This is a genomic window from Marinobacterium alkalitolerans, from assembly GCF_017776525.1.
GTDB classification, from domain to species: Bacteria; Pseudomonadota; Gammaproteobacteria; order Pseudomonadales; family Balneatricaceae; genus Marinobacterium; species Marinobacterium alkalitolerans.
Window position 1 is genome coordinate 39,252 of record NZ_JACVEW010000008.1, and the last position, 19,075, is coordinate 58,326.

At 59.4% G+C, this 19,075-nt stretch carries 22 protein-coding genes and 1 pseudogene; 11 read left to right on the top strand and 12 right to left on the bottom strand.

The features are described from left to right. Positions 1-36: 36 nt before the first annotated feature. From H9C73_RS16050 to aroQ, 6 genes and pseudogenes are all read right to left on the bottom strand, one after another. Positions 37-720 carry a DUF3426 domain-containing protein gene (locus tag H9C73_RS16050; RefSeq protein WP_328797947.1) on the bottom strand — a complete coding sequence of 228 codons (684 nt, stop codon included), beginning with the start codon at positions 718-720 and terminating at the stop codon, positions 37-39. 180 nt (positions 721-900) lie between these two features. Beyond that, positions 901-1,002, bottom strand: a pseudogene (locus H9C73_RS16435) (MJ0042-type zinc finger domain-containing protein); the annotation flags it as partial. Between the two features lie 4 nt (positions 1,003-1,006). Continuing rightward, positions 1,007-1,915: a 50S ribosomal protein L11 methyltransferase gene (prmA, locus tag H9C73_RS06650; protein ID WP_209287029.1), complete on the bottom strand. Its 909-nt coding sequence runs from the start codon at positions 1,913-1,915 to the stop codon at positions 1,007-1,009. 145 nt (positions 1,916-2,060) lie between these two features. Continuing rightward, complete coding sequence (gene accC / locus H9C73_RS06655) at positions 2,061-3,401, bottom strand: acetyl-CoA carboxylase biotin carboxylase subunit (protein WP_209287030.1); 1,341 nt, start codon at positions 3,399-3,401, stop codon at positions 2,061-2,063. 22 nt (positions 3,402-3,423) lie between these two features. After that, positions 3,424-3,882 carry an acetyl-CoA carboxylase biotin carboxyl carrier protein gene (accB, locus tag H9C73_RS06660; protein WP_209287031.1) on the bottom strand — a complete coding sequence of 153 codons (459 nt, stop codon included), beginning with the start codon at positions 3,880-3,882 and terminating at the stop codon, positions 3,424-3,426. Between the two features lie 50 nt (positions 3,883-3,932). Continuing rightward, complete coding sequence (gene aroQ / locus H9C73_RS06665; protein WP_209287032.1) at positions 3,933-4,379, bottom strand: type II 3-dehydroquinate dehydratase; 447 nt, start codon at positions 4,377-4,379, stop codon at positions 3,933-3,935. A gap of 275 nt (positions 4,380-4,654) precedes the next feature. Here aroQ and H9C73_RS06670 point away from each other — a divergent pair, with 275 nt between their 5' ends. Continuing rightward, the gene (locus H9C73_RS06670) at positions 4,655-5,680 is read left to right on the top strand and encodes a DUF2333 family protein (RefSeq protein ID WP_209287033.1); all 1,026 of its coding nucleotides are present in this window, start codon (positions 4,655-4,657) and stop codon (positions 5,678-5,680) included. A 17-nt stretch (positions 5,681-5,697) separates the two neighbouring features. Next, positions 5,698-6,471 carry a ParA family protein gene (locus H9C73_RS06675; RefSeq protein ID WP_209287034.1) on the top strand — a complete coding sequence of 258 codons (774 nt, stop codon included), beginning with the start codon at positions 5,698-5,700 and terminating at the stop codon, positions 6,469-6,471. A gap of 304 nt (positions 6,472-6,775) precedes the next feature. On the opposite strand, the gene H9C73_RS06680 is transcribed toward H9C73_RS06675, so the two are convergent. Beyond that, the gene (locus H9C73_RS06680) at positions 6,776-7,336 is read right to left on the bottom strand and encodes a hypoxanthine-guanine phosphoribosyltransferase (RefSeq protein WP_209287035.1); all 561 of its coding nucleotides are present in this window, start codon (positions 7,334-7,336) and stop codon (positions 6,776-6,778) included. A 206-nt stretch (positions 7,337-7,542) separates the two neighbouring features. Between H9C73_RS06680 and upp the strand changes: the two genes are divergently transcribed. Further along, a complete protein-coding gene (gene upp, locus H9C73_RS06685; protein WP_209287036.1) occupies positions 7,543-8,169 on the top strand; it encodes a uracil phosphoribosyltransferase in 627 nt (208 codons plus the stop codon). 11 nt (positions 8,170-8,180) lie between these two features. Next, on the top strand, positions 8,181-9,476 hold the full coding sequence (locus tag H9C73_RS06690) for a uracil-xanthine permease family protein (protein ID WP_209287037.1): 1,296 nt from the start codon (positions 8,181-8,183) through the stop codon (positions 9,474-9,476). 30 nt (positions 9,477-9,506) lie between these two features. Here H9C73_RS06690 and H9C73_RS06695 read toward each other — a convergent pair whose 3' ends face one another. The 4 genes from H9C73_RS06695 to H9C73_RS06710 form a co-directional block, all read right to left on the bottom strand. Continuing rightward, entirely contained in the window at positions 9,507-10,682 is a 1,176-nt protein-coding gene (locus H9C73_RS06695; RefSeq protein WP_209287038.1) for a vWA domain-containing protein, read from the bottom strand. Further along, positions 10,682-11,527, bottom strand: a complete 846-nt coding sequence (locus H9C73_RS06700) for an AAA family ATPase (protein ID WP_209287039.1) — start codon at positions 11,525-11,527, stop codon at positions 10,682-10,684. Before H9C73_RS06700 ends, H9C73_RS06695 begins: the two co-directional genes overlap by 1 nt. A 122-nt stretch (positions 11,528-11,649) precedes the next feature. Beyond that, positions 11,650-12,183 carry an inorganic diphosphatase gene (ppa, locus tag H9C73_RS06705; RefSeq protein ID WP_209287040.1) on the bottom strand — a complete coding sequence of 178 codons (534 nt, stop codon included), beginning with the start codon at positions 12,181-12,183 and terminating at the stop codon, positions 11,650-11,652. A 99-nt stretch (positions 12,184-12,282) separates the two neighbouring features. After that, positions 12,283-13,251 (bottom strand): class 1 fructose-bisphosphatase, encoded by a 969-nt coding sequence (locus H9C73_RS06710; RefSeq protein ID WP_209287041.1) that lies wholly within the window; start codon positions 13,249-13,251, stop codon positions 12,283-12,285. 147 nt (positions 13,252-13,398) lie between these two features. Here H9C73_RS06710 and mpl point away from each other — a divergent pair, with 147 nt between their 5' ends. From mpl to H9C73_RS06735, 5 genes are all read left to right on the top strand, one after another. Then, positions 13,399-14,781 (top strand): UDP-N-acetylmuramate:L-alanyl-gamma-D-glutamyl-meso-diaminopimelate ligase, encoded by a 1,383-nt coding sequence (gene mpl / locus H9C73_RS06715; protein WP_209287118.1) that lies wholly within the window; start codon positions 13,399-13,401, stop codon positions 14,779-14,781. After that, a complete protein-coding gene (locus tag H9C73_RS06720) occupies positions 14,771-15,400 on the top strand; it encodes a flavin prenyltransferase UbiX (RefSeq protein ID WP_209287042.1) in 630 nt (209 codons plus the stop codon). The genes mpl and H9C73_RS06720 overlap by 11 nt, the downstream gene beginning before the upstream one ends. A 73-nt stretch (positions 15,401-15,473) precedes the next feature. Continuing rightward, a complete protein-coding gene (gene tsaB, locus H9C73_RS06725) occupies positions 15,474-16,169 on the top strand; it encodes a tRNA (adenosine(37)-N6)-threonylcarbamoyltransferase complex dimerization subunit type 1 TsaB (RefSeq protein WP_209287043.1) in 696 nt (231 codons plus the stop codon). After that, positions 16,166-16,990 carry an undecaprenyl-diphosphate phosphatase gene (locus H9C73_RS06730; RefSeq protein WP_209287044.1) on the top strand — a complete coding sequence of 275 codons (825 nt, stop codon included), beginning with the start codon at positions 16,166-16,168 and terminating at the stop codon, positions 16,988-16,990. Before tsaB ends, H9C73_RS06730 begins: the two co-directional genes overlap by 4 nt. Then, positions 16,987-17,769 carry a class I SAM-dependent methyltransferase gene (locus H9C73_RS06735; protein ID WP_209287045.1) on the top strand — a complete coding sequence of 261 codons (783 nt, stop codon included), beginning with the start codon at positions 16,987-16,989 and terminating at the stop codon, positions 17,767-17,769. The genes H9C73_RS06730 and H9C73_RS06735 overlap by 4 nt, the downstream gene beginning before the upstream one ends. 8 nt (positions 17,770-17,777) lie before the next feature. Here H9C73_RS06735 and H9C73_RS06740 read toward each other — a convergent pair whose 3' ends face one another. Next, complete coding sequence (locus H9C73_RS06740) at positions 17,778-17,984, bottom strand: SlyX family protein (RefSeq protein ID WP_209287046.1); 207 nt, start codon at positions 17,982-17,984, stop codon at positions 17,778-17,780. A gap of 202 nt (positions 17,985-18,186) precedes the next feature. Here H9C73_RS06740 and H9C73_RS16335 point away from each other — a divergent pair, with 202 nt between their 5' ends. Together H9C73_RS16335 and H9C73_RS06750 are read left to right on the top strand one after the other, a co-directional pair. Then, the gene (locus H9C73_RS16335; protein ID WP_328797948.1) at positions 18,187-18,630 is read left to right on the top strand and encodes a cold-shock protein; all 444 of its coding nucleotides are present in this window, start codon (positions 18,187-18,189) and stop codon (positions 18,628-18,630) included. Between the two features lie 120 nt (positions 18,631-18,750). Beyond that, positions 18,751-19,065: an antibiotic biosynthesis monooxygenase family protein gene (locus tag H9C73_RS06750; protein WP_209287047.1), complete on the top strand. Its 315-nt coding sequence runs from the start codon at positions 18,751-18,753 to the stop codon at positions 19,063-19,065. The last annotated feature ends 10 nt before the right edge of the window (positions 19,066-19,075 follow it).

Below are 19,075 nucleotides of genomic sequence, written 5' to 3' on the forward strand. Positions count from 1 at the left end.
GGCCAACCGTTTCTGATGAAAAATTAACCGATTGGCTTACCCGGGAGGGGCGAGTTCAAGTTCGTAACTGGTCCCGCGACGCCCGGGAGATGCCAGTTCCAGGTTGATCTGCACCGGGCGTCCTGAGGGCATCTGGCGCGGGTTGAGGCTGTCGGTGTCCAGGTATTCATCCGGCTGGAAGGTCCGCTGGGCGACCGGTCGGCCCTTGAGGTCGGAAAAGCGCAGGTCCAGTGCGGGCCAAGGCTGTTCAAAGGGCGCCTGATTCTCCAGCACGATCGTCACGCGCAATGCATCGCGAAACTGCGGATGGGGCTGCAGGTGCAGCTCCCGGTTTTGGATCAGGCTCAGTGCGGGCTGCTGCAGCGTGCAGTCAAACTGGTCACAGAGCAGCGCATACAGACTGCGTAGCTGTGGATAAGTGGCCAGTTGAGCCCGTTCAAACCAGAGTGCCTGTCCGGCCAGCCCCAGCAGGGCCAGCAGGCAGAGCAGCAGCCAGCCGCTGGTTTTCACAGGGTTTGGCTCGGCGCTGGCTGGCGTGTTCAGCTGCAGCGCCTCGGCACGAAAGCCATTGAGCGGGTTCGCCTTTTCGTCAGCCGCACCGGTATTCGCCGGAGGCGTCGCCTCGGGCGGTAGTGTTTCGGGTAGTACCGTCTCGGTTGGTACTGTCTCGGGTGGTGCCGGTGCATCAGGCTCGGGAGAGCGGGGTGGTGCTTCTGGCACGGGTTCAGACGACGCCGCCGTGGCGGGCGGTGTTTGCGTTGAAGCCCTGGGGCGAGCGGCGTCTGGATGGGCCGGCGCTGGCGCCGGATGAGCTGGCTGTTGAGTGGCAGGAGGTGGTTCTGGTGATCGCTGCGGGGATGGCTGCCGAGGCGTAAGGCGGTGCTGCAGGGCATCAAATACCAGCAAGCAGGCACCGCAGCGCACCTGTCCGGCGGCCAGCTTGAGCTGGCCGTCGCTGACACGAAAACGGGCGTGGCAGTTGGGGCAGCGGGTGACGACCAAGACGTCAGTCCTCCTGTCGACGGACCCCGCTCAGGCGAATCCAGCCCTCGCGCTCGCCGGGCGGGTCCATGTCAAACCAGCGAGAGTATACCGATATTAGCTCATCCGCCTGTTGGGACAAGAGGCCCGACAGCAGGATCTTGCCGCCCGGCTTGACCCGTTCGGCCAGAGTGGGGGCCAGTTCGGCCAGCGGCCCGGCCAAAATGTTGGCGACCAGTACGTCGGCCTTGACCATGGGAGCCTGCAGGGGCAGCCAGGTATCAAGCTGATCCGGGCTGAGTCCGTTGCGCTCCAGGTTGTCGCGCGTTGCCGTGAGGGCCTGAGGGTCGATATCGACCGCCTGCACGTGACGCGCGCCCAGCAGCAGGGCGGCAATGCCGAGTATGCCACTGCCGCAACCGTAATCCACCACCTGCAGCTCCTCCAGCGGCTGACCATCCAGCCACTCCAGGCACAGGGCCGTGGTCGGGTGGGTGCCGGTGCCAAATGCCAGACCGGGGTCCAGCATCAGGTTGACGGCGTCGGGCTCGGGGACATCGCGCCAGCTTGGGCAGACCCAGAGGCGTTTGCCGAATTGCATGGGATGGTAGTGATCCATCCACTCACGCTCCCAGTCCTTGTCTTCAAGGATCTCGGCCTTGAATTCCGGTCGAGGCGTATCGGCCGTCGTGTCCATCTGCTGTTGAGCCGCCTGCAGCAGTTGCAGGGTTTCCTGAATATCGTGTTCGGCAGCAAAGAGGCCGGTGACCACGGTGGTGTTCCACAGTGGTGTTGTGCCCAGGTCAGGCTCGAATATAGGCTGGTCGGCTGCATCCTGATAGGTGACGGCAGCACAGCCAGCGGCGAGCAGCAGGTCTTCATAGGTCTCGGCCTGCTCGGGTTGAATGGATACTTTGATCTGCAGCCAGGGCATGGCGTCACTCCTGTTGTACGATGCTGTCATTATGTCCTAAAAGCGCGACGGGTAAACCCCGGGCAGGGAGACACCCGGTAACAGCCTGTGGATGAGGGTCGAGTATGGAGAATCGGCAGCCCGAGATACGGGCTGCCGGAGTGGGTCAGAGGCCCAGCTTCTTTTCCAGGTAGTGGATGTTGACGCCACCCTGGGCAAAGTTGGTATCGCGCACGATATCCTGATGCAGCGGAATGTTGGTCTTGATCCCTTCGATCAGGGTCTCGTCCAGAGCACTCTGCATGCGTGCCAGAGCGGTTTCACGATCATCGGCGAAGGTGATCAGCTTGGCGATCAGAGAGTCGTAGTGCGGCGGAACGCTGTAGCCGCTGTACAGGTGTGAGTCGACACGCACACCGTTGCCGCCAGCCGCGTGGAAGTGAGTCACCTTGCCGGGGCTGGGCATGAAGGTCTTCGGATCTTCGGCATTGAGACGACACTCGATGGAGTGGCCGCGCAGCTTGATATCGTCCTGTGTATACGAGAGCGGCAGGCCGGAGGCGATGCGCAGTTGCTCCTTGACGATATCTACACCGGTCACCATCTCGGTGACAGGGTGCTCAACCTGAACACGGGTGTTCATCTCGATAAAGAAGAACTGGCCGTTTTCGTACAGGAATTCGAAGGTGCCGGCACCGCGGTAGCCGATTTCGATACAGGCATCCACACAGGCCTTGAGTACATTGGCGCGTGCGGCTTCGTCGATCATGGGCGCGGGGGCTTCCTCGACCACCTTCTGGTGACGACGCTGCATGGAGCAGTCGCGGTCGTACAGGTGGATGGCGTTACCCTGGCCGTCAGCCAGTACCTGGACTTCCACGTGACGCGGTTTTTCCAGGAACTTCTCCATGTACACGGTCGCATCACCGAAGGCTGCCTTGGCTTCGGATTTGGTCACCTGTACCGCGTTGGAGAGGTGCGCTTCGGTGTGTACCACGCGCATGCCGCGACCACCGCCACCGGCAGCGGCCTTGATGATCACCGGATAGCCGATGCGACGTGCAATCTTGTGCATGGCTTCCACGTCGTCCGGCAGCGGGCCATCGGAGCCCGGTACGGTGGGAACGCCGGCCTTCTTCATCGCCTCGATGGCCGATACCTTGTCACCCATCAGGCGGATGGTTTCAGCGCGCGGACCGATGAAGGTGAAGCCGGAGCGCTCAACCTGCTCGGCGAAGTCGGCATTCTCGGCCAGGAAACCGTAGCCCGGGTGGATACCCACGGAGTCGGTGACTTCAGCGGCACTGATGATGGCCGGGATATTGAGGTAGCTCTGCGGAGAGGGAGCCGGGCCGATGCAGACCGCCTGATCGGCCAGGCGGACATGCATCAGGTCGCGGTCGGCAGCAGAGTGCACGGCCACGGTCTTGATGCCCAGCTCCTTGCATGCACGGAGGATTCGCAGCGCGATTTCGCCCCGGTTTGCAATCAGCACTTTGTCCAGCATAGTGATTGTCCTTGGTCTGCTATCAGGCGATGGTGATCAGCGGCTGGTCAAACTCGACCGGCTGGCCGTCTTCGGCCAGGATGCTTTCGATCACGCCGGACTTGTCCGCTTCGATCTGGTTCATCATCTTCATGGCTTCGACGATGCAGATAACGTCACCGGCTTTCACGCTCTGGCCGACTTCTACGAAGGGTGCAGAAGTGGGAGAGGGTGCACGGTAGAAAGTGCCGACCATCGGGGAGCAGACCGCGTGACCTGCCGGTGCAGCCGGCTCGGCCGGTGCTTCCGCAGCGGGTGCAGGCGCAGCCGCCGGTGCGGGTGCTGCTGCCGGCGCAACAGCCTGAACCTGTGCCGGTGCAGCAGCAACGGCGGTACCGCCTCGGCTGATGCGGACAGACTCTTCGCCTTCCTTGATCTCGATTTCGTTGATGTTGGATTCTTCCAGCAGCTCGATCAGCTTTTTAACTTTGCGAATATCCATACTAAGACGGCTTCTCTGATTCAGATGGTTGTGGGGTGTACTGTAGAATGTCAGGCACTGGCTGCAAGCTGCTGATCGGCAGCATCCAGCGCAAACCGATAGCCGGCCGGGCCCAGTCCGCAGATGACACCGACCGCCTTGTCCGACAGATAGGAATGCTGACGGAAGGGCTCGCGTGCATGAACATTCGACAGGTGAACTTCGATAAAGGGTATGCCAACCCCCAGCAGGGCATCACGGATGGCCACGCTGGTGTGGGTGAAGGCAGCCGGGTTGATAATGATGAACGCTGTATCGTTGGCAGGCGCCTGGTGGATGCGCTCAATCAGCTCAAACTCGGCGTTGCTCTGGAAGCACTCCACGGAGTGCCCCAGTTCCCTGGCGTGTGAGTCGATCTGTGCCTCGATCTGGGCCAGTGTCATGGCGCCGTAGATGCCGGGCTCACGGGTTCCGAGCAGGTTCAGGTTGGGACCATTCAATACCAGTATGTGAGCCATGCCGGTGCTCCGCAAAATCGTGACAGCCAGGGGTTTAAACTAAGGTCGACTAGTGTGCATGAAACTTGAAACCCTGTCTACGCTGTTGCGCGAACAAACGACCGTTAGCGGCGAGTTTGACGAAGTTAGCTATAAATTAGCCGGCTGTAGTCGTCATTCGTGGACACTCGACCCCTTGTGCAGATTGACCCCGGTGCGGATTTTCGCCATAGTGCAATGCAACATTCAGGCCCTGTAATCACCTGTCAGGCCCGATCAAGTCAAGGAGTGCACACGTGGAGCGTTTGGAGCGTATCTGGCTCAGTATCTGGGATCGTTGCTGTACCGCCAAAAAACTGCAGTTTGTGGTGGCAGCTATCCTGCTTTGGCTGCTGATAGCACTGGGGCTGGGCATTTACTGGAGCCAGGCCCCGGATGGTTTTGATGTGCGTACGCAGGCCGAACTGCAGACCGGCGGAAAGCCGGTCGTGGGCACCCATACGGTGGGTACGCTGATTCACATGACCGAGACGCTGCTGGACAAGCCGGGCGGCTATATCAGCAACGACGTGTTTCCGCCGGGGCTCTGGCTGGACAACATGCCCTCCTGGGAGTTTGGCGTTCTGGTGCAGATGCGGGACATGAGCCGGGCCATGCGCAAGAGCTTCAGCCGCTCCCAGTCTCAGTCAACGGAAGATCCGGCACTGGCCAAGGCGGAGCCTCTGCTGCATTTCAACAACCGCAACTGGATTCTTCCGTCCTCCGAGCGCGAGTATGGCAAGGCACTCAAGCTGCTGCGCGATTACCGTGACCGCTTGAGTGACACCTCCCAGCCCAATGCCCAGTTCTATGCTCGTGCCGATAATCTGCGCGACTGGCTGGGGGATGTTTCGACGCGTCTTGGAAGCCTGTCGCAACGCTTGAGTGCCAGTGTCGGCCAGCGCCGCATCAATACGGATCTGGCCGGTGACAGTGCAGGTCGGCAATCCACGGCGGCTGCCGGTGAGATGGAAGTCAAAACGCCCTGGCTGGAAATTGATAATGTATTTTATGAAGCCCGCGGCACCGCCTGGGCACTGATTCACCTGCTCGAGGCAGTGGAACAGGACTTTGGCGAAGCGCTGGAGAAGAAGAATGCCCGCGCCAGCCTCAGGCAGATCATTCGGGAGCTGGAAGCGACGCAATCCGGCATCTGGAGCCCGATGATTCTCAATGGCAGCGAGTTTGGCTTTCTGGCGAATCATTCACTGGTGATGGCGTCCTATATTTCCCGCGCCAACGCAGCCATTATTGACCTCAGGGACCTGTTGTCTCAGGGATAAGTGCGGAGATCCGTAACATGCGCAGAGTGGTATTCAACCAGAAGGGCGGGGTTGGCAAATCCAGCATTGCGGTCAATCTGGCTGCCATAGAGGCCAGTCGTGGCAAGCGTACGCTGGTCATTGATCTGGACCCCCAGTGTAATTCGACCCACTATTTGCTGGGGGATGAAGCCAATACGCCCGAGTCGGATGCCTATGGCTTTTTCGAGCAGGCGCTGAGCTTTCAGCTCAAGCCCCACCCGCCGGCGGCTTTTGTTCACGAGACGGTGTTCGACAACCTTTCCATTTTACCCTCACACCCCGACCTGGGTGATCTGCAGTCAAAGCTGGAAAGCAAGCACAAGATCTACAAGTTGCGCGATGCGGTGCTGGAGCTGGGCGAGGCATTTGATGCCATCTACATTGATACGCCGCCTGCGTTCAATTTCTTTACCCTGTCAGCGCTGGTAGCGGCCGAGCGCTGCCTGATCCCGTTCGACTGTGACGAGTTTGCGCGTCAGGCCCTGTACAGTCTGCTGAATAATGTCGGTGAGACACGAGAGGATCACAACAGCGAGCTGGAAATCGAAGGGATCGTGGTGAACCAGTATCAGCCACGTGCCTCGTTGCCGCAGAAAATCGTGGCGGGTCTGGAGGCGGAAAATCTGCCGGTGCTGGCAACGCGCCTGCCGGTCTCCGTGAAAATGAAAGAGTCACACAATGAGGCCCGGCCGCTTATCCACATGGCGCCCCAGCACAAGCTGACCCAGGCGTTTGTGGCGTTATACGAGGAGCTGAGCGGTAAAGGCTGACGCTGGGTCGTGAATGGCAGATACAAAAAAACGGAGCCTTGAGCTCCGTTTTTGTTCGCCGTCGGTCAACGCCGTTCACACACGTTTGTGATCCGGGGCAATTATCCGACCATCACTCATAAATACGCAGTCGCGTTGAGCGGCACTGTCCCGTGCGGCGAGCGATTTGCGTCTCAGGCGCAGCAGCCAGAGCCCAAGGGCCGAGGCGCAGAGCGCGAGAATGACAAGTTCCGTCATGCAAACCCTGTTATCTTGTTGGTCACCTGCATTGTAACCATACAGAGTGTGATGACAACAGCTTTTGTTACATTCCCTTGACGGCAAAAATGCCCGGCGCGTTACGCCAGTAACCCTTGTAGTCCATGCCGTAGCCAAAGATGTAACGGTCTTCGATTTCGATACCGACGAAGTCCGCCTTCAGGTCCGGGCGAGCCTTGCGATCATGGTGCTTGTCAACCAATACCGCACACTGTACCGATGCAGCACCTTCCGCTTTCAGGTAATCCATCACTTCCGCCAGGGTATGGCCTTCATCCAGAATGTCGTCCACCACCAGGACCGGTCGATCCTTGAAGTCGACCATGGGCGGCACCTTCCACTCAAGTTCATGACCGGAGGTGGTGTTGCGGTACCGCGTGGCATGCAGGTAGCTCGCGGTCAGCGGGAAGTTCAGGCGTGTCAGCAGTTGACCTGCGATGACCAGCCCGCCGTTCATGATGGCAAAGATCACCGGGTCATGTTCTTCCAGCTGTTCAGTGATTTCAGCCGCCATACGGCTGATCGCCGCGTCCACTTCAGCCTGGCTGTGCAGCAGGTCAGCTTCGATATAGACACGTTTAATCTCATCAGAATCGATGGTGCTCATGGCTCCGGCTCCGCAATGGCATTTTGCGACCGCTGGCAGGTTGCGATCGACTGTAAAAAAAGTGAGCAAGGTTACTCAGGTTTGGCCTTTGGGGCAATAACCTGACCGACATTGATGACAGATCGACGCACTTTCGTTAGTCTTGCAGCAATTTTGTCAAGCCTGACGAAAGTCATATCCTTTTAGTACCACGAGGTTGCCCTGCGATGAGCGTTTACGAGATTAAACACCCCCTTGTACAGCACAAACTGGGCCTGATGCGTTCCAGTGACAAGAGCACCCGCAGTTTCAGGCAGCTGGCAGCAGAGGTGGGCTGTTTACTGACGTACGAAGCGACCAAGGATCTGGAGCTGGAAGACTACACCGTGGATGGCTGGTGTGGCGATATCAAGGCCCAGCGGATCAAGGGCAAGAAGATCACGGCTGTTCCCATCCTGCGCGCAGGTCTGGGGATGCTCGATGGCGTACTGGAACTGGTACCCAGTGCGAAAATCTCTGTTGTAGGCCTGTACCGCGATGAAGAAACACTGGAGCCGGTGACCTACTTTGAAAAGCTGGCCAGTGATATCGAATCGCGCATGGCGTTGGTGGTGGACCCGATGCTGGCGACCGGTGGTTCCATGATTGCGACCATCGACCTGCTGAAGCGCTCGGGCTGTACCAGCATTCGTGCGCTGGTGCTGGTGGCAGCACCTGAAGGCATCGAGAAGGTACAGGCGGCTCATCCGGATGTGGATATCTTCACCGCGTCCGTTGATGAGGGGCTGAACGAGCAGGGGTATATCATGCCGGGTCTGGGCGACGCCGGTGACAAGATCTTCGGGACAAAATAAGGGGGCTCTCCATGCCTACTCCACAGACAGGTACCTTCCACTGGCGTACCATTCTGGCTGGCTCTCAGATGCTGTTTGTTGCCTTTGGCGCACTGGTGCTGATGCCGCTGCTGACCGGGCTGGATCCCAGCGTGGCACTGTTTACGGCGGGGATCGGTACCCTGCTGTTCCACCTGGTGACGGGTCTGAGGGTGCCGATTTTTCTGGCGTCCTCTTTTGTCTTCATTGCGCCCATCACCTACTCGGTGCAGAACTGGGGCGTGGCGGCGACCATGGGCGGGCTCATGGCCGCCGGTGCGGTGTACATGCTGCTGGCGCTGGCGGTCAAGATCAAGGGTGTGGGCTTCCTGCATCGCATCATGCCGCCGGTGGTGACGGGGCCGGTGATCATGATCATTGGTCTGGGACTGGCGCCTATCGCCGTGAATATGGCGATGGGGAAAACCGGCGATGGCTCGGCCGAGCTCTTTCCCTATGATCAGGCGATGCTGGTGTCCATGAGTGCACTGGTCACCACCCTGATCGTTGCCGTCTTTGCGCACGGCATTTTCCGTCTGCTGCCGATTCTGTCCGGGGTTGTCGTGGGCTACATTGCGGCCCAGTTGACCGGCATGGTGGACTATACGCCGATTCAGGAAGCGAGCTGGGTCGCAATCCCCAACTTCGTGATGCCGGAGTTCAACTGGCAGGCGGTGCTGTTCATGGTGCCGGTTGCGCTGGCACCTGCCATTGAGCACGTGGGGGACATGCTCGCCATCTCCAATGTGACCGGCAAGGATTATGTGCGCAAGCCCGGCCTGCACAGAACCCTCTTTGGTGACGGTCTGGCTACCTCGGCAGCGGCCCTGTTTGGTGGCCCGCCCAACACGACCTATTCAGAGGTTACCGGTGCGGTGATGCTGACCAAGACGTTCAACCCGGTGGTAATGGTGTGGGCCGCGGTTGTCGCCATTGCACTGGCATTCGTGGCCAAGTTCGGCATGGCGCTGCAGACCATTCCGGCGCCGGTCATGGGCGGCATCCTGATTCTGCTGTTCGGCTCCATTGCCGCCGTTGGCATGAACACCCTGATCAAGGCGCATGTGGACCTGGCGCATCAGCGCAATCTGGTGATCGTGGCCACCACGCTGGTGTTTGGTATCGGGGGCATGGCCCTGGGGTCAGGCGACCTGAGCCTGCAGGGCGTCAGCCTCTGTGGTGCTGTTGCGATCGTGCTGAACCTGATCCTGCCGCAGCCGCGTGAAGAAGAGGCGGACCTGCATGAAGAGCAGGAAGTGGTTGAAGATCTGGTGGATCACAGCCGCTGAGCATGAAAGACCTGCCTGTCACGCTGTCGTTCAGCGTGACAGGTACCTGATCCCTTCCTCAATGCCTTCCAGCGTCAGCGGATACATATGGTTATCCAGTTGCTGGCGAATCATCTGAGTACTGTGGGTATAGTCCCAGTAGCGCTCCGAAGACGGGTTCAGCCAGATGACCTTCTCCCAGGTATCCAGAATGCGCTGCAGCCAGAGCTGTCCCGGCTCTTCGTTCATGTGTTCCACGCTGCCGTACCGGTCGATCAGCTCATAGGGTGACATGGCGGCATCGCCGACAAAGATCACGCGATAATCCCGGCCATAGGTGTGCAGTACGTCCAGCGTGGGAATCGCCTCATCGTAACGGCGGCGATTGTCGCGCCAGACCTTCTCGTACACGCAGTTGTGGAAGTAGAAATATTCCAGATGCTTGAACTCGCTGCGTGCAGCGGAAAAGAGTTCTTCACAGGTCCGAATGAACGGGTCCATGGAACCGCCCACGTCGAGAAACAGCAGTACCTTGGCGGCGTTATGGCGCTCGGGGACCATCTTCAGGTCCAGCAGGCCCGCGTTACGGGCGGTGGAGCGGATGGTGTCGTCCAGATCCAGCTGGTCGGCGGCGCCGGTGCGGGCAAACTTGCGCAGCTTTCGCAGCGCCACCTTGATGTTGCGGGTACCAAGCTCCACGCTGTCATCCAGATTGCGGAACTGGCGCTTTTCCCACACCTTGACGGCGCGCTTGTGCTTGCTTTGCCCGCCAATGCGAATGCCTTCCGGGTTATAGCCGCTGTGGCCGAAAGGTGAGGTGCCGCCGGTACCGACCCACTTGTTGCCGCCGGAATGACGTTCCTGCTGTTCGTCCAGCCGTTTCTTGAGGGTATCCAGCAGCTTGTCCAGGCCTCCAAGCGCCTCGATCTGGGCCTTTTCCTCTTCACTGAGCTGCTTCAGGAAGTCGCTTTCGAGCCAGTGTGAGGGGATGAGGGCATCGGTGATATCCCCTTGTGCCTGCAGCCCGGCAAAATACTGACCAAAGGCGCGGTCGAAGCGATCATAGTACTTCTCGTCCTTGACCATGCAGGCACGGGCCAGCAGGTAGAAGTCATTTACGTCAAGGCTGGCGACGCGCTGCTCCAGTGCTCCGACCAGATCAAGCAGCTCGCGGACCGAAACGGGCACCTGGCCCTGGCGGAGATGGCTGAACAGATCGATCAGCATCAGCGCGCTCCACGACGGGTCATGAAGGCCAGCCGCTGCAGCATGTGGACATCCTGCTCGTTCTTCAGCAGGGCACCATAGAGTGGCGGCATGGCACTGGCGGGGTCCTGCTCGGCCAGCACGTCTGACGGAATGCGGTCAGCCAGCAACAGCTTGAGCCAGTCAATCAGTTCAGAGGTAGAGGGCTTTTTCTTCAGTCCCGGTACCTCGCGCAGGCGGAAGAAAATTTCCAGTGCCTCCCGGACCAGCTTCTGTTCAATTTCAGGAAAGTGGACGTCCACGATGGACTCCAGCGTTTCCTTGTCCGGAAAGGCGATGTAGTGGAAAAAGCAGCGGCGCAGAAAGGCGTCCGGCAGCTCCTTTTCATTGTTGCTGGTGATGATGACGATGGGGCGCTGTTTGGCGACGATGCGCTCCCCGGTTTCGTATACATCAAACTCCATTTTATCGAGCTCGGTCAGCAGGTCGTTGGGGAACTCGATATCTGCCTTGTCGACTTCGTCAATCAGCAGAACGACCTGTTCGTCAGCTTCAAAAGCCTGCCAGAGCATCCCCTTGCGGATGTAGTTGGCGATGTCATGCACCCGGTCGTCGCCCAGCTGGGAGTCACGCAGACGGGATACGGCATCATATTCATACAGACCCTGCTGGGCCTTGGTGGTGGATTTGACGTGCCAGCGCAGCAGCGGTTTGTCCAGCGCGGCGGCCAGCTCTTCGGCCAGCATGGTCTTGCCGGTACCGGGTTCGCCCTTGACCAGCAAGGGGCGTTGCAGGGTGATGGCGGCATTGACGGCCATCTGCAAGTCATCGGTGGCGACGTAACGATCTGTACCTGAAAACTTCATCGGCTTCTCTGTCGGTTATTATTTGGACAGAGGGCAGTGTATCAGAACGGAGAACGTGAAAAAGGGCGGGATGGGGGTTGAAAGCAGGGGGGGCATCAGAGTGCACCCCCTGTGGTGAAGCCTTACTTGTCGGCTTCGTATGCAGCAGCAGACTTTTCGATCTCGGCGCGTGCAGCGGCCGCGTCGGCCCAGCCTTCGACCTTGACCCACTTGCCTTTTTCGAGCTTCTTGTAGTTCTCGAAGAAGTGCGCGATCTGGTCCTTGGTCAGCTGCGGGATGTCGTCAACGTCCTGGATGTCGTTGTACGCCTGGCTCAGCTTTTCATGCGGAACCGCGACCAGCTTGGCGTCACCGCCGGCTTCGTCGGTCATGTTCAGGATGCCAACCGGGCGGCAGCGGATCACGGAGCCGGTCATCACCGGATGCGGGGTCAGAACCAGCACGTCCAGGGGATCGCCATCGTCTGCCAGGGTGTTGTTGATGTAGCCGTAGTTGGCCGGGTAGAACATCGGTGCAGCCATGAAGCGGTCAACGAAGATCGCGTCAGCGTCTTTGTCGATTTCGTACTTGACCGGGGAGCTTTCCGCCGGGATTTCAATGATCACGTAGATGTCATTCGGCAGTTCTTTGCCGGCAGGGACTTTCTCAAAGCTCATGAGCTGTTTTCCTGTTATCGGTTACAAGGACAGATCGGATAGCGGGCCGCAGTATAAACCGCACAGCAACCCGCTGGAATACGACTTACCGGTGAAACGTTATTCGCAGTGATAGCCGTGCAGGGCTTCCACTTCCTCTTTGGAGCCCAGTGCCACGGACACGCGCTGGTGAATATGCTCCGGCTGAACATCCAGAATATCGCTGTAGCAGGTGCTGGAGATGCCACCGGCCTGTTCGATCAGCAGGCTCATCGGGTTGCCTTCGTACATCAGGCGCAGTTTGCCCGGCTTGGACGGGTCGCGCGAATCCCAGGGGTAGGTGAAGATGCCGCCGCGGGTCAGCACGCGATGCACTTCTGCCACCATGGATGCAATCCAGCGCATGTTGTAGTTCTTGCCGCGTGGGCCATCGACGCCCTTGAGCAGATCGTCGATGTAGTTGCGCATCGACGGTTCCCAGAAACGGTGGTTCGACATGTTGATGGCGAACTCCCTGGTCTGGGTCGGGATCTGAACGTTTTCACGCGTGAGCAGGAAGTCACCGGTGTGCGCCAGCGTGAACATGTTCACGCCATGACCGGTGGTCAGGGTCAGTACGGCTGAAGGGCCGTAGAGCACATAACCGGATGCGACCTGTTTGCGGCCCGGCTGCAGGAACATGTCAACGGAGTCTTCGGTTGCTCCTTCGGGCACTTCCAGAATGGAGAAGATGGTGCCGACGGATACGTTGATGTCGATGTTGGACGAGCCGTCCAGCGGGTCAAAGGTGACCAGGTAACGGCCATTCGGGTTGCCGAAGACGGGATCATCTTCTTCTTCCGACGCCAGACCGCGTACCAGAGGGTTGTCCAGCAGAACTTTCTTCAGGACGTCGTTGGCAATAATGTCGAGCTTTTTCTGTGTCTCGCCCTGCACGTTGGTCTCTTCACTGGTGCCCAGCACGCCGGCCAGTGCGCCTTCGCGCAGCTGCAGGGCGATCTCCTTGCAGGCGATCATCAGGGTGTCGATCAGTTCAACGAGTTCGAGGTCGGTGTCGTGGTGTTTCAGGTAGTTGCTGAGCAGCTGCATCTGTGGTTTCGGCCTTTGTTTGATCCGATGGAAAAGACCTGGGTAATTGTACGCGAACGCTGGCCTTTTTGCATGGCCGACGATGCGGTTTTCAGCGGTATGACCTGTTATGATGAAGCCCATACCCATACAGAAAGGAGTACCGGGGTGCATATCCATATTCTCGGAATCTGTGGAACCTTCATGGGCTCGCTGGCGGTGCTGGCCAAGCAGCTGGGTCACCGGGTGACCGGCTCGGATGCCAATGTCTATCCACCGATGAGTACCCAGCTTGAACAGCAGGGCATCGAACTGATTGAGGGCTATGACCCCGCTCAGCTTGAACCCCACCCTGATCTGGTTGTGGTCGGGAACGCCATGTCACGGGGCAACCCCTGTGTCGAATATGTATTACGGCAGAACCTGCGCTACACCTCCGGGCCCCAGTGGTTGCACGACCATCTGCTGGCGGACCGCTGGGTGCTGGCGGTGGCGGGTACCCACGGCAAAACCACCACGGCTACCATGCTGGCCTGGATTCTGGAGCGGGCCGGTATGGCGCCCGGATTTCTGATCGGTGGCATTCCGCTGGGGTTCAACGCCTCGGCGCGGCTGGGCGAAACCTCCTTTTTCGTCATAGAAGCGGATGAGTACGACACCGCTTTTTTCGACAAGCGTTCCAAGTTCGTGCACTACAACCCGCGTACGCTGGTGCTGAACAATCTCGAGTTTGACCATGCCGATATTTTTCCCGATCTGAGCGCCATTCAACGCCAGTTTCATCATCTGGTCCGCCTGGTGCCGGACAGCGGGCAGATCATCATGCCGGCAGATGCCGCAGCTCTGGACGAGGTGATCGAAATGGGGTGCTGGAGTGAGCAGGTACTGACCGGTTTTGATCGACGTGCCGCCTGGTCGGCGCAGCTGTTGAGCGAAGATGGCAGTCACTTTGCCGTTCAGCATCAGGGCGAAACCCTGGGTGAAGTCTGTTGGTCGCTGACCGGGCTGCACAACGTCAGTAATGCGATCAATGCACTGGTGGCGGCCCGCCACGTTGGTGTTCAGCCGGAACATGCAATCGATGCCCTGAGTGCCTTTCAGGGCGTGAAGCGCCGTATGGAGCGACTGGGCGAGGTGGCCGGCATTACGGTCTATGACGACTTTGCACATCACCCGACCGCGATCCAGACCACACTGGAGGGGATCAAGGCACGCGTATCCGGGCAGCAGCCTGTGATCGCCGTCATTGAACCACGCTCCAACACCATGCGGCTGGGGGCACACAAGGCTGCACTGGCCGAGTCGACCGCCGCTGCGGATGAGGTGTACTGGTTCCAGCCCGAGGATATGGACTGGTCACTGGAGGAGGTGGTCGAGCAGAGTCCGGTGCCTGCCCATCTGGCCACACGCATTGATCATCTTGTAACACGCCTGGTGGCGGAGTTGCCCGAAGGGGCGCAGGTGGTCGTAATGAGTAACGGTGGCTTTGGCGGCCTGCATCAGCGGCTGCTGAAGGCACTGGAGCAGCGGGAGTCGATTCATGTCCTCTGAGCAGCCTTATACTCGCCGCGTTACGCTGGCCATTACCGGTGCCTCCGGCGTCCAGTACGGGCTGCGCCTGCTGCAGTGCCTGGTCGAGCAGGAGGCTCAGGTACTGCTGATGGTCTCCAAGGCGGCACAGGTGGTGATTGCGACCGAAACGGACCTTAAACTGCCCGGTGCACCGGATGCGATGGAGGCTTTCCTGCTGGAGCACTTTGCTGCTGCGCCTGATCAGATCAAGGTCTATGGGCGAGAGCAGTGGATGGCGCCCGTGGCATCAGGGTCGGGGGCCCCAAGCGCCATGGTTGTATGCCCCTGCAGTACCGGGACGTTGTCGGCCATTGCCTGCGGTGCCAGCAACAACCTGATTGAGCGGGCCGCCGACGTGGCCCTGAAAGAGCGACGCCAGTTGCTGCTGGTGCCACGCGAGGCGCCCTATTCCGAAGTCCACCTTGAGCACATGCTGAAACTGACCCGGATGGGGGCGGTGATCGTTCCGGCCAGCCCCGGCTTCTATCAGCGGCCCAAGACGGTGGAAGATATGGTTGATTTTATTGTTGCGCGTCTGCTGTCGCAACTCGGTTTCGAGCAGGCCCTGTTGCCCCGCTGGGGCGAGTCCATGCTGTAGTGCTTACGGGCCGGATGCATTGTCCGGGCCCTGAGATTACAATACCCGCGTTAACCTGCTAGCTGAGAACACCATGTCAAAGATCCTTGCCCTGGATACGTCTACCGATGCCTGCTCTGCTGCGCTGCTGCTGGACGGAAAGGTGCTGAAACGTTTCGAAGTTGCGCCGCGTCGCCATACGCACCTGTTACTCCCTATGGTTGAAGCGCTCCTGCAGGAGTCCGGCGTGTCGCTCAAGGCACTGGACGCCATCGCATTCGGGCGTGGTCCCGGCTCCTTCGCCGGTATTCGCATTGCGACCGGTGCTGCACAGGGGCTGGCGCTGGCAGCAGACCTGCCGGTGGTACCGGTTTCAACGTTGGAGTGCATGGCAACCGAATATCTGCTCACCAGTGAACTGCCCGCGTCCCGGATTCTGACTGCGCTGGATGCGCGCATGGATGAAGTGTACTGGTGTGCCTGGGACGTGACTGATGGCAAACTCGGCTATCGTGTGCCTGAACAGGTGAGCGCACCTTCCGAGGTTAAAGTGGAAGGGCTGGAAAAGGGGTTTGCAGCTCTGGGCAGTGGCTGGTGTTATGCCGAGAGTATGGATGCCGAGCTGGTCGCTCTGGCACAGCCACCACGTCTGGATATCTACCCCAATGCCGAGTATATGCTCAGCATTGCCGAACAGGCGCTTGCACGGGGTGAAACCCGGCGGCCTGATGACGTTGAGCCGGTCTACCTGCGCAATCAGGTGGCGTGGAAGAAAAAGGACCAGCAGTGAGCCCCAGCGACTGGATTCACACCGTTCTGTTGGCGGTGCTTCAGGGATTGACCGAATTTCTGCCGATTTCCAGTTCGGCACATCTGATTCTGCCATCGCAGCTCTTCGGCTGGCAGGATCAGGGACTGGCGTTCGATGTGGGCGTCCACGTGGGGACACTGGCAGCCGTGGTGTACTACTTCCGGCGTGAAGTCACCCAATTGTCCGGTGCCTGGCTGTGCAGCTGCCGCGGCAGCCGTTCGGCTGAGGGAGATCTGGCCTGGCTGGTGCTGTTTGCAACCCTGCCGGCCATTCTGGCCGGTTTCATGCTGAACGGTCTGGTGGATCAGTTTGGCCGCTCCATTCTGGTCATTGCAGCGACGACGCTGGTTTTCGGTGTGTTGCTGGGCTGGGCCGACTCGCACCGTACAGAGCGTCTGAGTACGTCCAGCCTGGGGTTGAAAGACGCGCTGTTGATCGGCGTTGCTCAGGCAGTGGCTCTGATTCCGGGAACCTCGCGCTCAGGCGCCACCATCACGGCGGCCCTGATGCTGGGCTATGATCGTCAGACGGCCGCACGCTTTTCCTTTTTGCTCTCCATCCCCGTCATCCTCGGGGCCGGTACCCTCAAGGGCCTTGAGCTCTACCAGGCCGGTGATGATGCCCACTGGCTTGCCATCGCGCTGGGCACGCTGGTGGCGGGGCTGAGCGCCCTGGCGTGCATTCACCTGTTTCTGAAATGGCTGGACCGGATCGGGATGCGACCGTTCGTGATCTACCGACTGGTGCTGGGCGTGCTGCTGCTGGCGGTGTACTTCATCTGGCCTGAGGGCGTGGCATGAGCCTGGCGGTAGGCTGGCAGGCTGAGGCGGATCGAGAGCGGGCCGAACAACTGGCCAACGCGCTCGAGCTGCCGCTGCTGGAGCAACCCGATCTGGACTGCGACACCCTATGGCAGCAGGTGCTGTATGTGGCTGATGGCCGCCTGAGTCTTTGCGCAACCGGGCGCAAGCGACCGGGCCCGATCCGGGCCGACTTTGTCAGTGGTGCCGTTGCCCACAGGCGCCAGTTTGGCGGCGGGACCGGGCAGTTGATTGCCAAGGCCTGCGGTGTTCGCAAAGGGGGCAGGCCCCGGGTGCTGGACGCAACGGCCGGGTTGGGGCGCGATGCCTTTGTACTGGCTTCGCTGGGGTGTGAGGTCAGTATGATTGAACGCTCGCCAGTGGTGCATGCGCTGCTGCAGGATGGCCTGGCGGAAGCCCGCGCGGCAGGAGGGCTGGACGATATTCTGGACCGCATGCATCTGCTGCAGGGGGATGCGATCAGTCTGCTGTCCAGTCTGGAGGTGACGCCAGACGTAATCTACCTCGACCCCATGTACCCGCATTCGGATAAAAAAGCGCAGGTCAAAAAGGAGATGCTGGCGTTTCGTGCGCTGGTCGGGCAGGACCAGGATGATGCCCAGCTGCTGGCGGCCGCGCTGGCTGCCAACCCCTGCCGCGTCGTGGTCAAGCGCCCACGCAAGGCGGTCGCGATTGAAGGGCCTGCCCCCAGTCATGTGATCAGCGGCAAGTCCAGCCGTTACGACCTGTACACGCTGAGGGCACTGCCGAGCGCCTGAGCCCCTGCTTAATAATGGGGCGGGGGCGCGTCTGCTTCGGGCGCTGCATCCGCAGAGCCCATGTCCTTCATCTGAGTGTGCAGGATTTTGACCATGCGGGTCAGGCGCTCAATATCCATCTCCTGACGTGCCACGACTTCACTCAGCTTGTCGATGGCGTCCTCCTGAAATGCGATACGTGACTCCAGCTCGGCCAGGTTTTCGGGATTGGACATGCTGAACTCCTTGCAGTGACATGGATTGAATTGAGCCCAGGCCAGAATGTTTGGCCCTGTCAGGGCAAAGGGATTGCGCCTTGGGCTAAGCCGTTGAAAAAAAATGGTAGATACAGTATATCTGATCGACCGGAAAGTGCGTTATCCATCATAAAACAGCGCACCCGATATCAATAATGACGTTCAATTACAGAGAAAATCAATGAGTGGTAATCAGTTAATTAAAAGTGTTCTGGCCAGTGTACTGGCAGCGTTTATTATTCCGTTCCTGCTACAACGTGTTGCATCCATCGAGATCGGTTTTTCACCGGCGGTTCTGGCAACCATCGCCATTGTAGTCTTCGTGGTAACCCTTGCTGCGGCTTGGCAGCCGGCTGATGCCGCACCGGTACCGGCTGGTAATCGTGCGCCTGCCGGCGAAAGTGACGAGGATGATTCGCGCGAACTCGGCGTGGTCAAGTGGTTCAATGTGTCCAAGGGGTTTGGATTCATTACCCGCGACAACGGTGATGATGTCTTTGTTCACTTCCGTAATATCCGTGGCCGTGGTCATCGCTCGCTGAACGAAGGGCAAAAGGTTCGTTTCAACGTGCGCGAGAGTGAAAAAGGCCTTCAGGCTGAAGACGTGTCCGTCGTTAACGGCTGATCCCCTCCCGGCAGCCTGGTGAACCAGGCTGCCCCTCCTTCTGCTTTCCTGTACTTCCCTATCAGGCTCCACCCGTCTACTCTAGTCCTCACTATCTGTTCACTGCGAAAGGAGCGCTCCATGTTCGTTGTCTGTAATCGCATCATGGTTAATCAGGGGTATGAAGAGGCTTTTGCGGAGCGTTTTCGTCAGCGCGCCGGGCAGGTTGAAAAACAGCCCGGATTTGTCAGCCTTCAGGTCCTGCGACCGGCCCGCGCCAATGAGCCCTGGGTGGTGATGACGCACTGGCAGGACAAGTCCGCATTTGAAGCCTGGGTTGAGTCGGATGACTTCAAGGCGGCGCACCGCGAGCAGACCTTGCCGAAAGAGGCGTTTGGCGAGGGCGGCGGCCTGGAGATGCACGAAGTTGAAATTCAGGCGGGACAACACCTTTAACCAGGTTCGC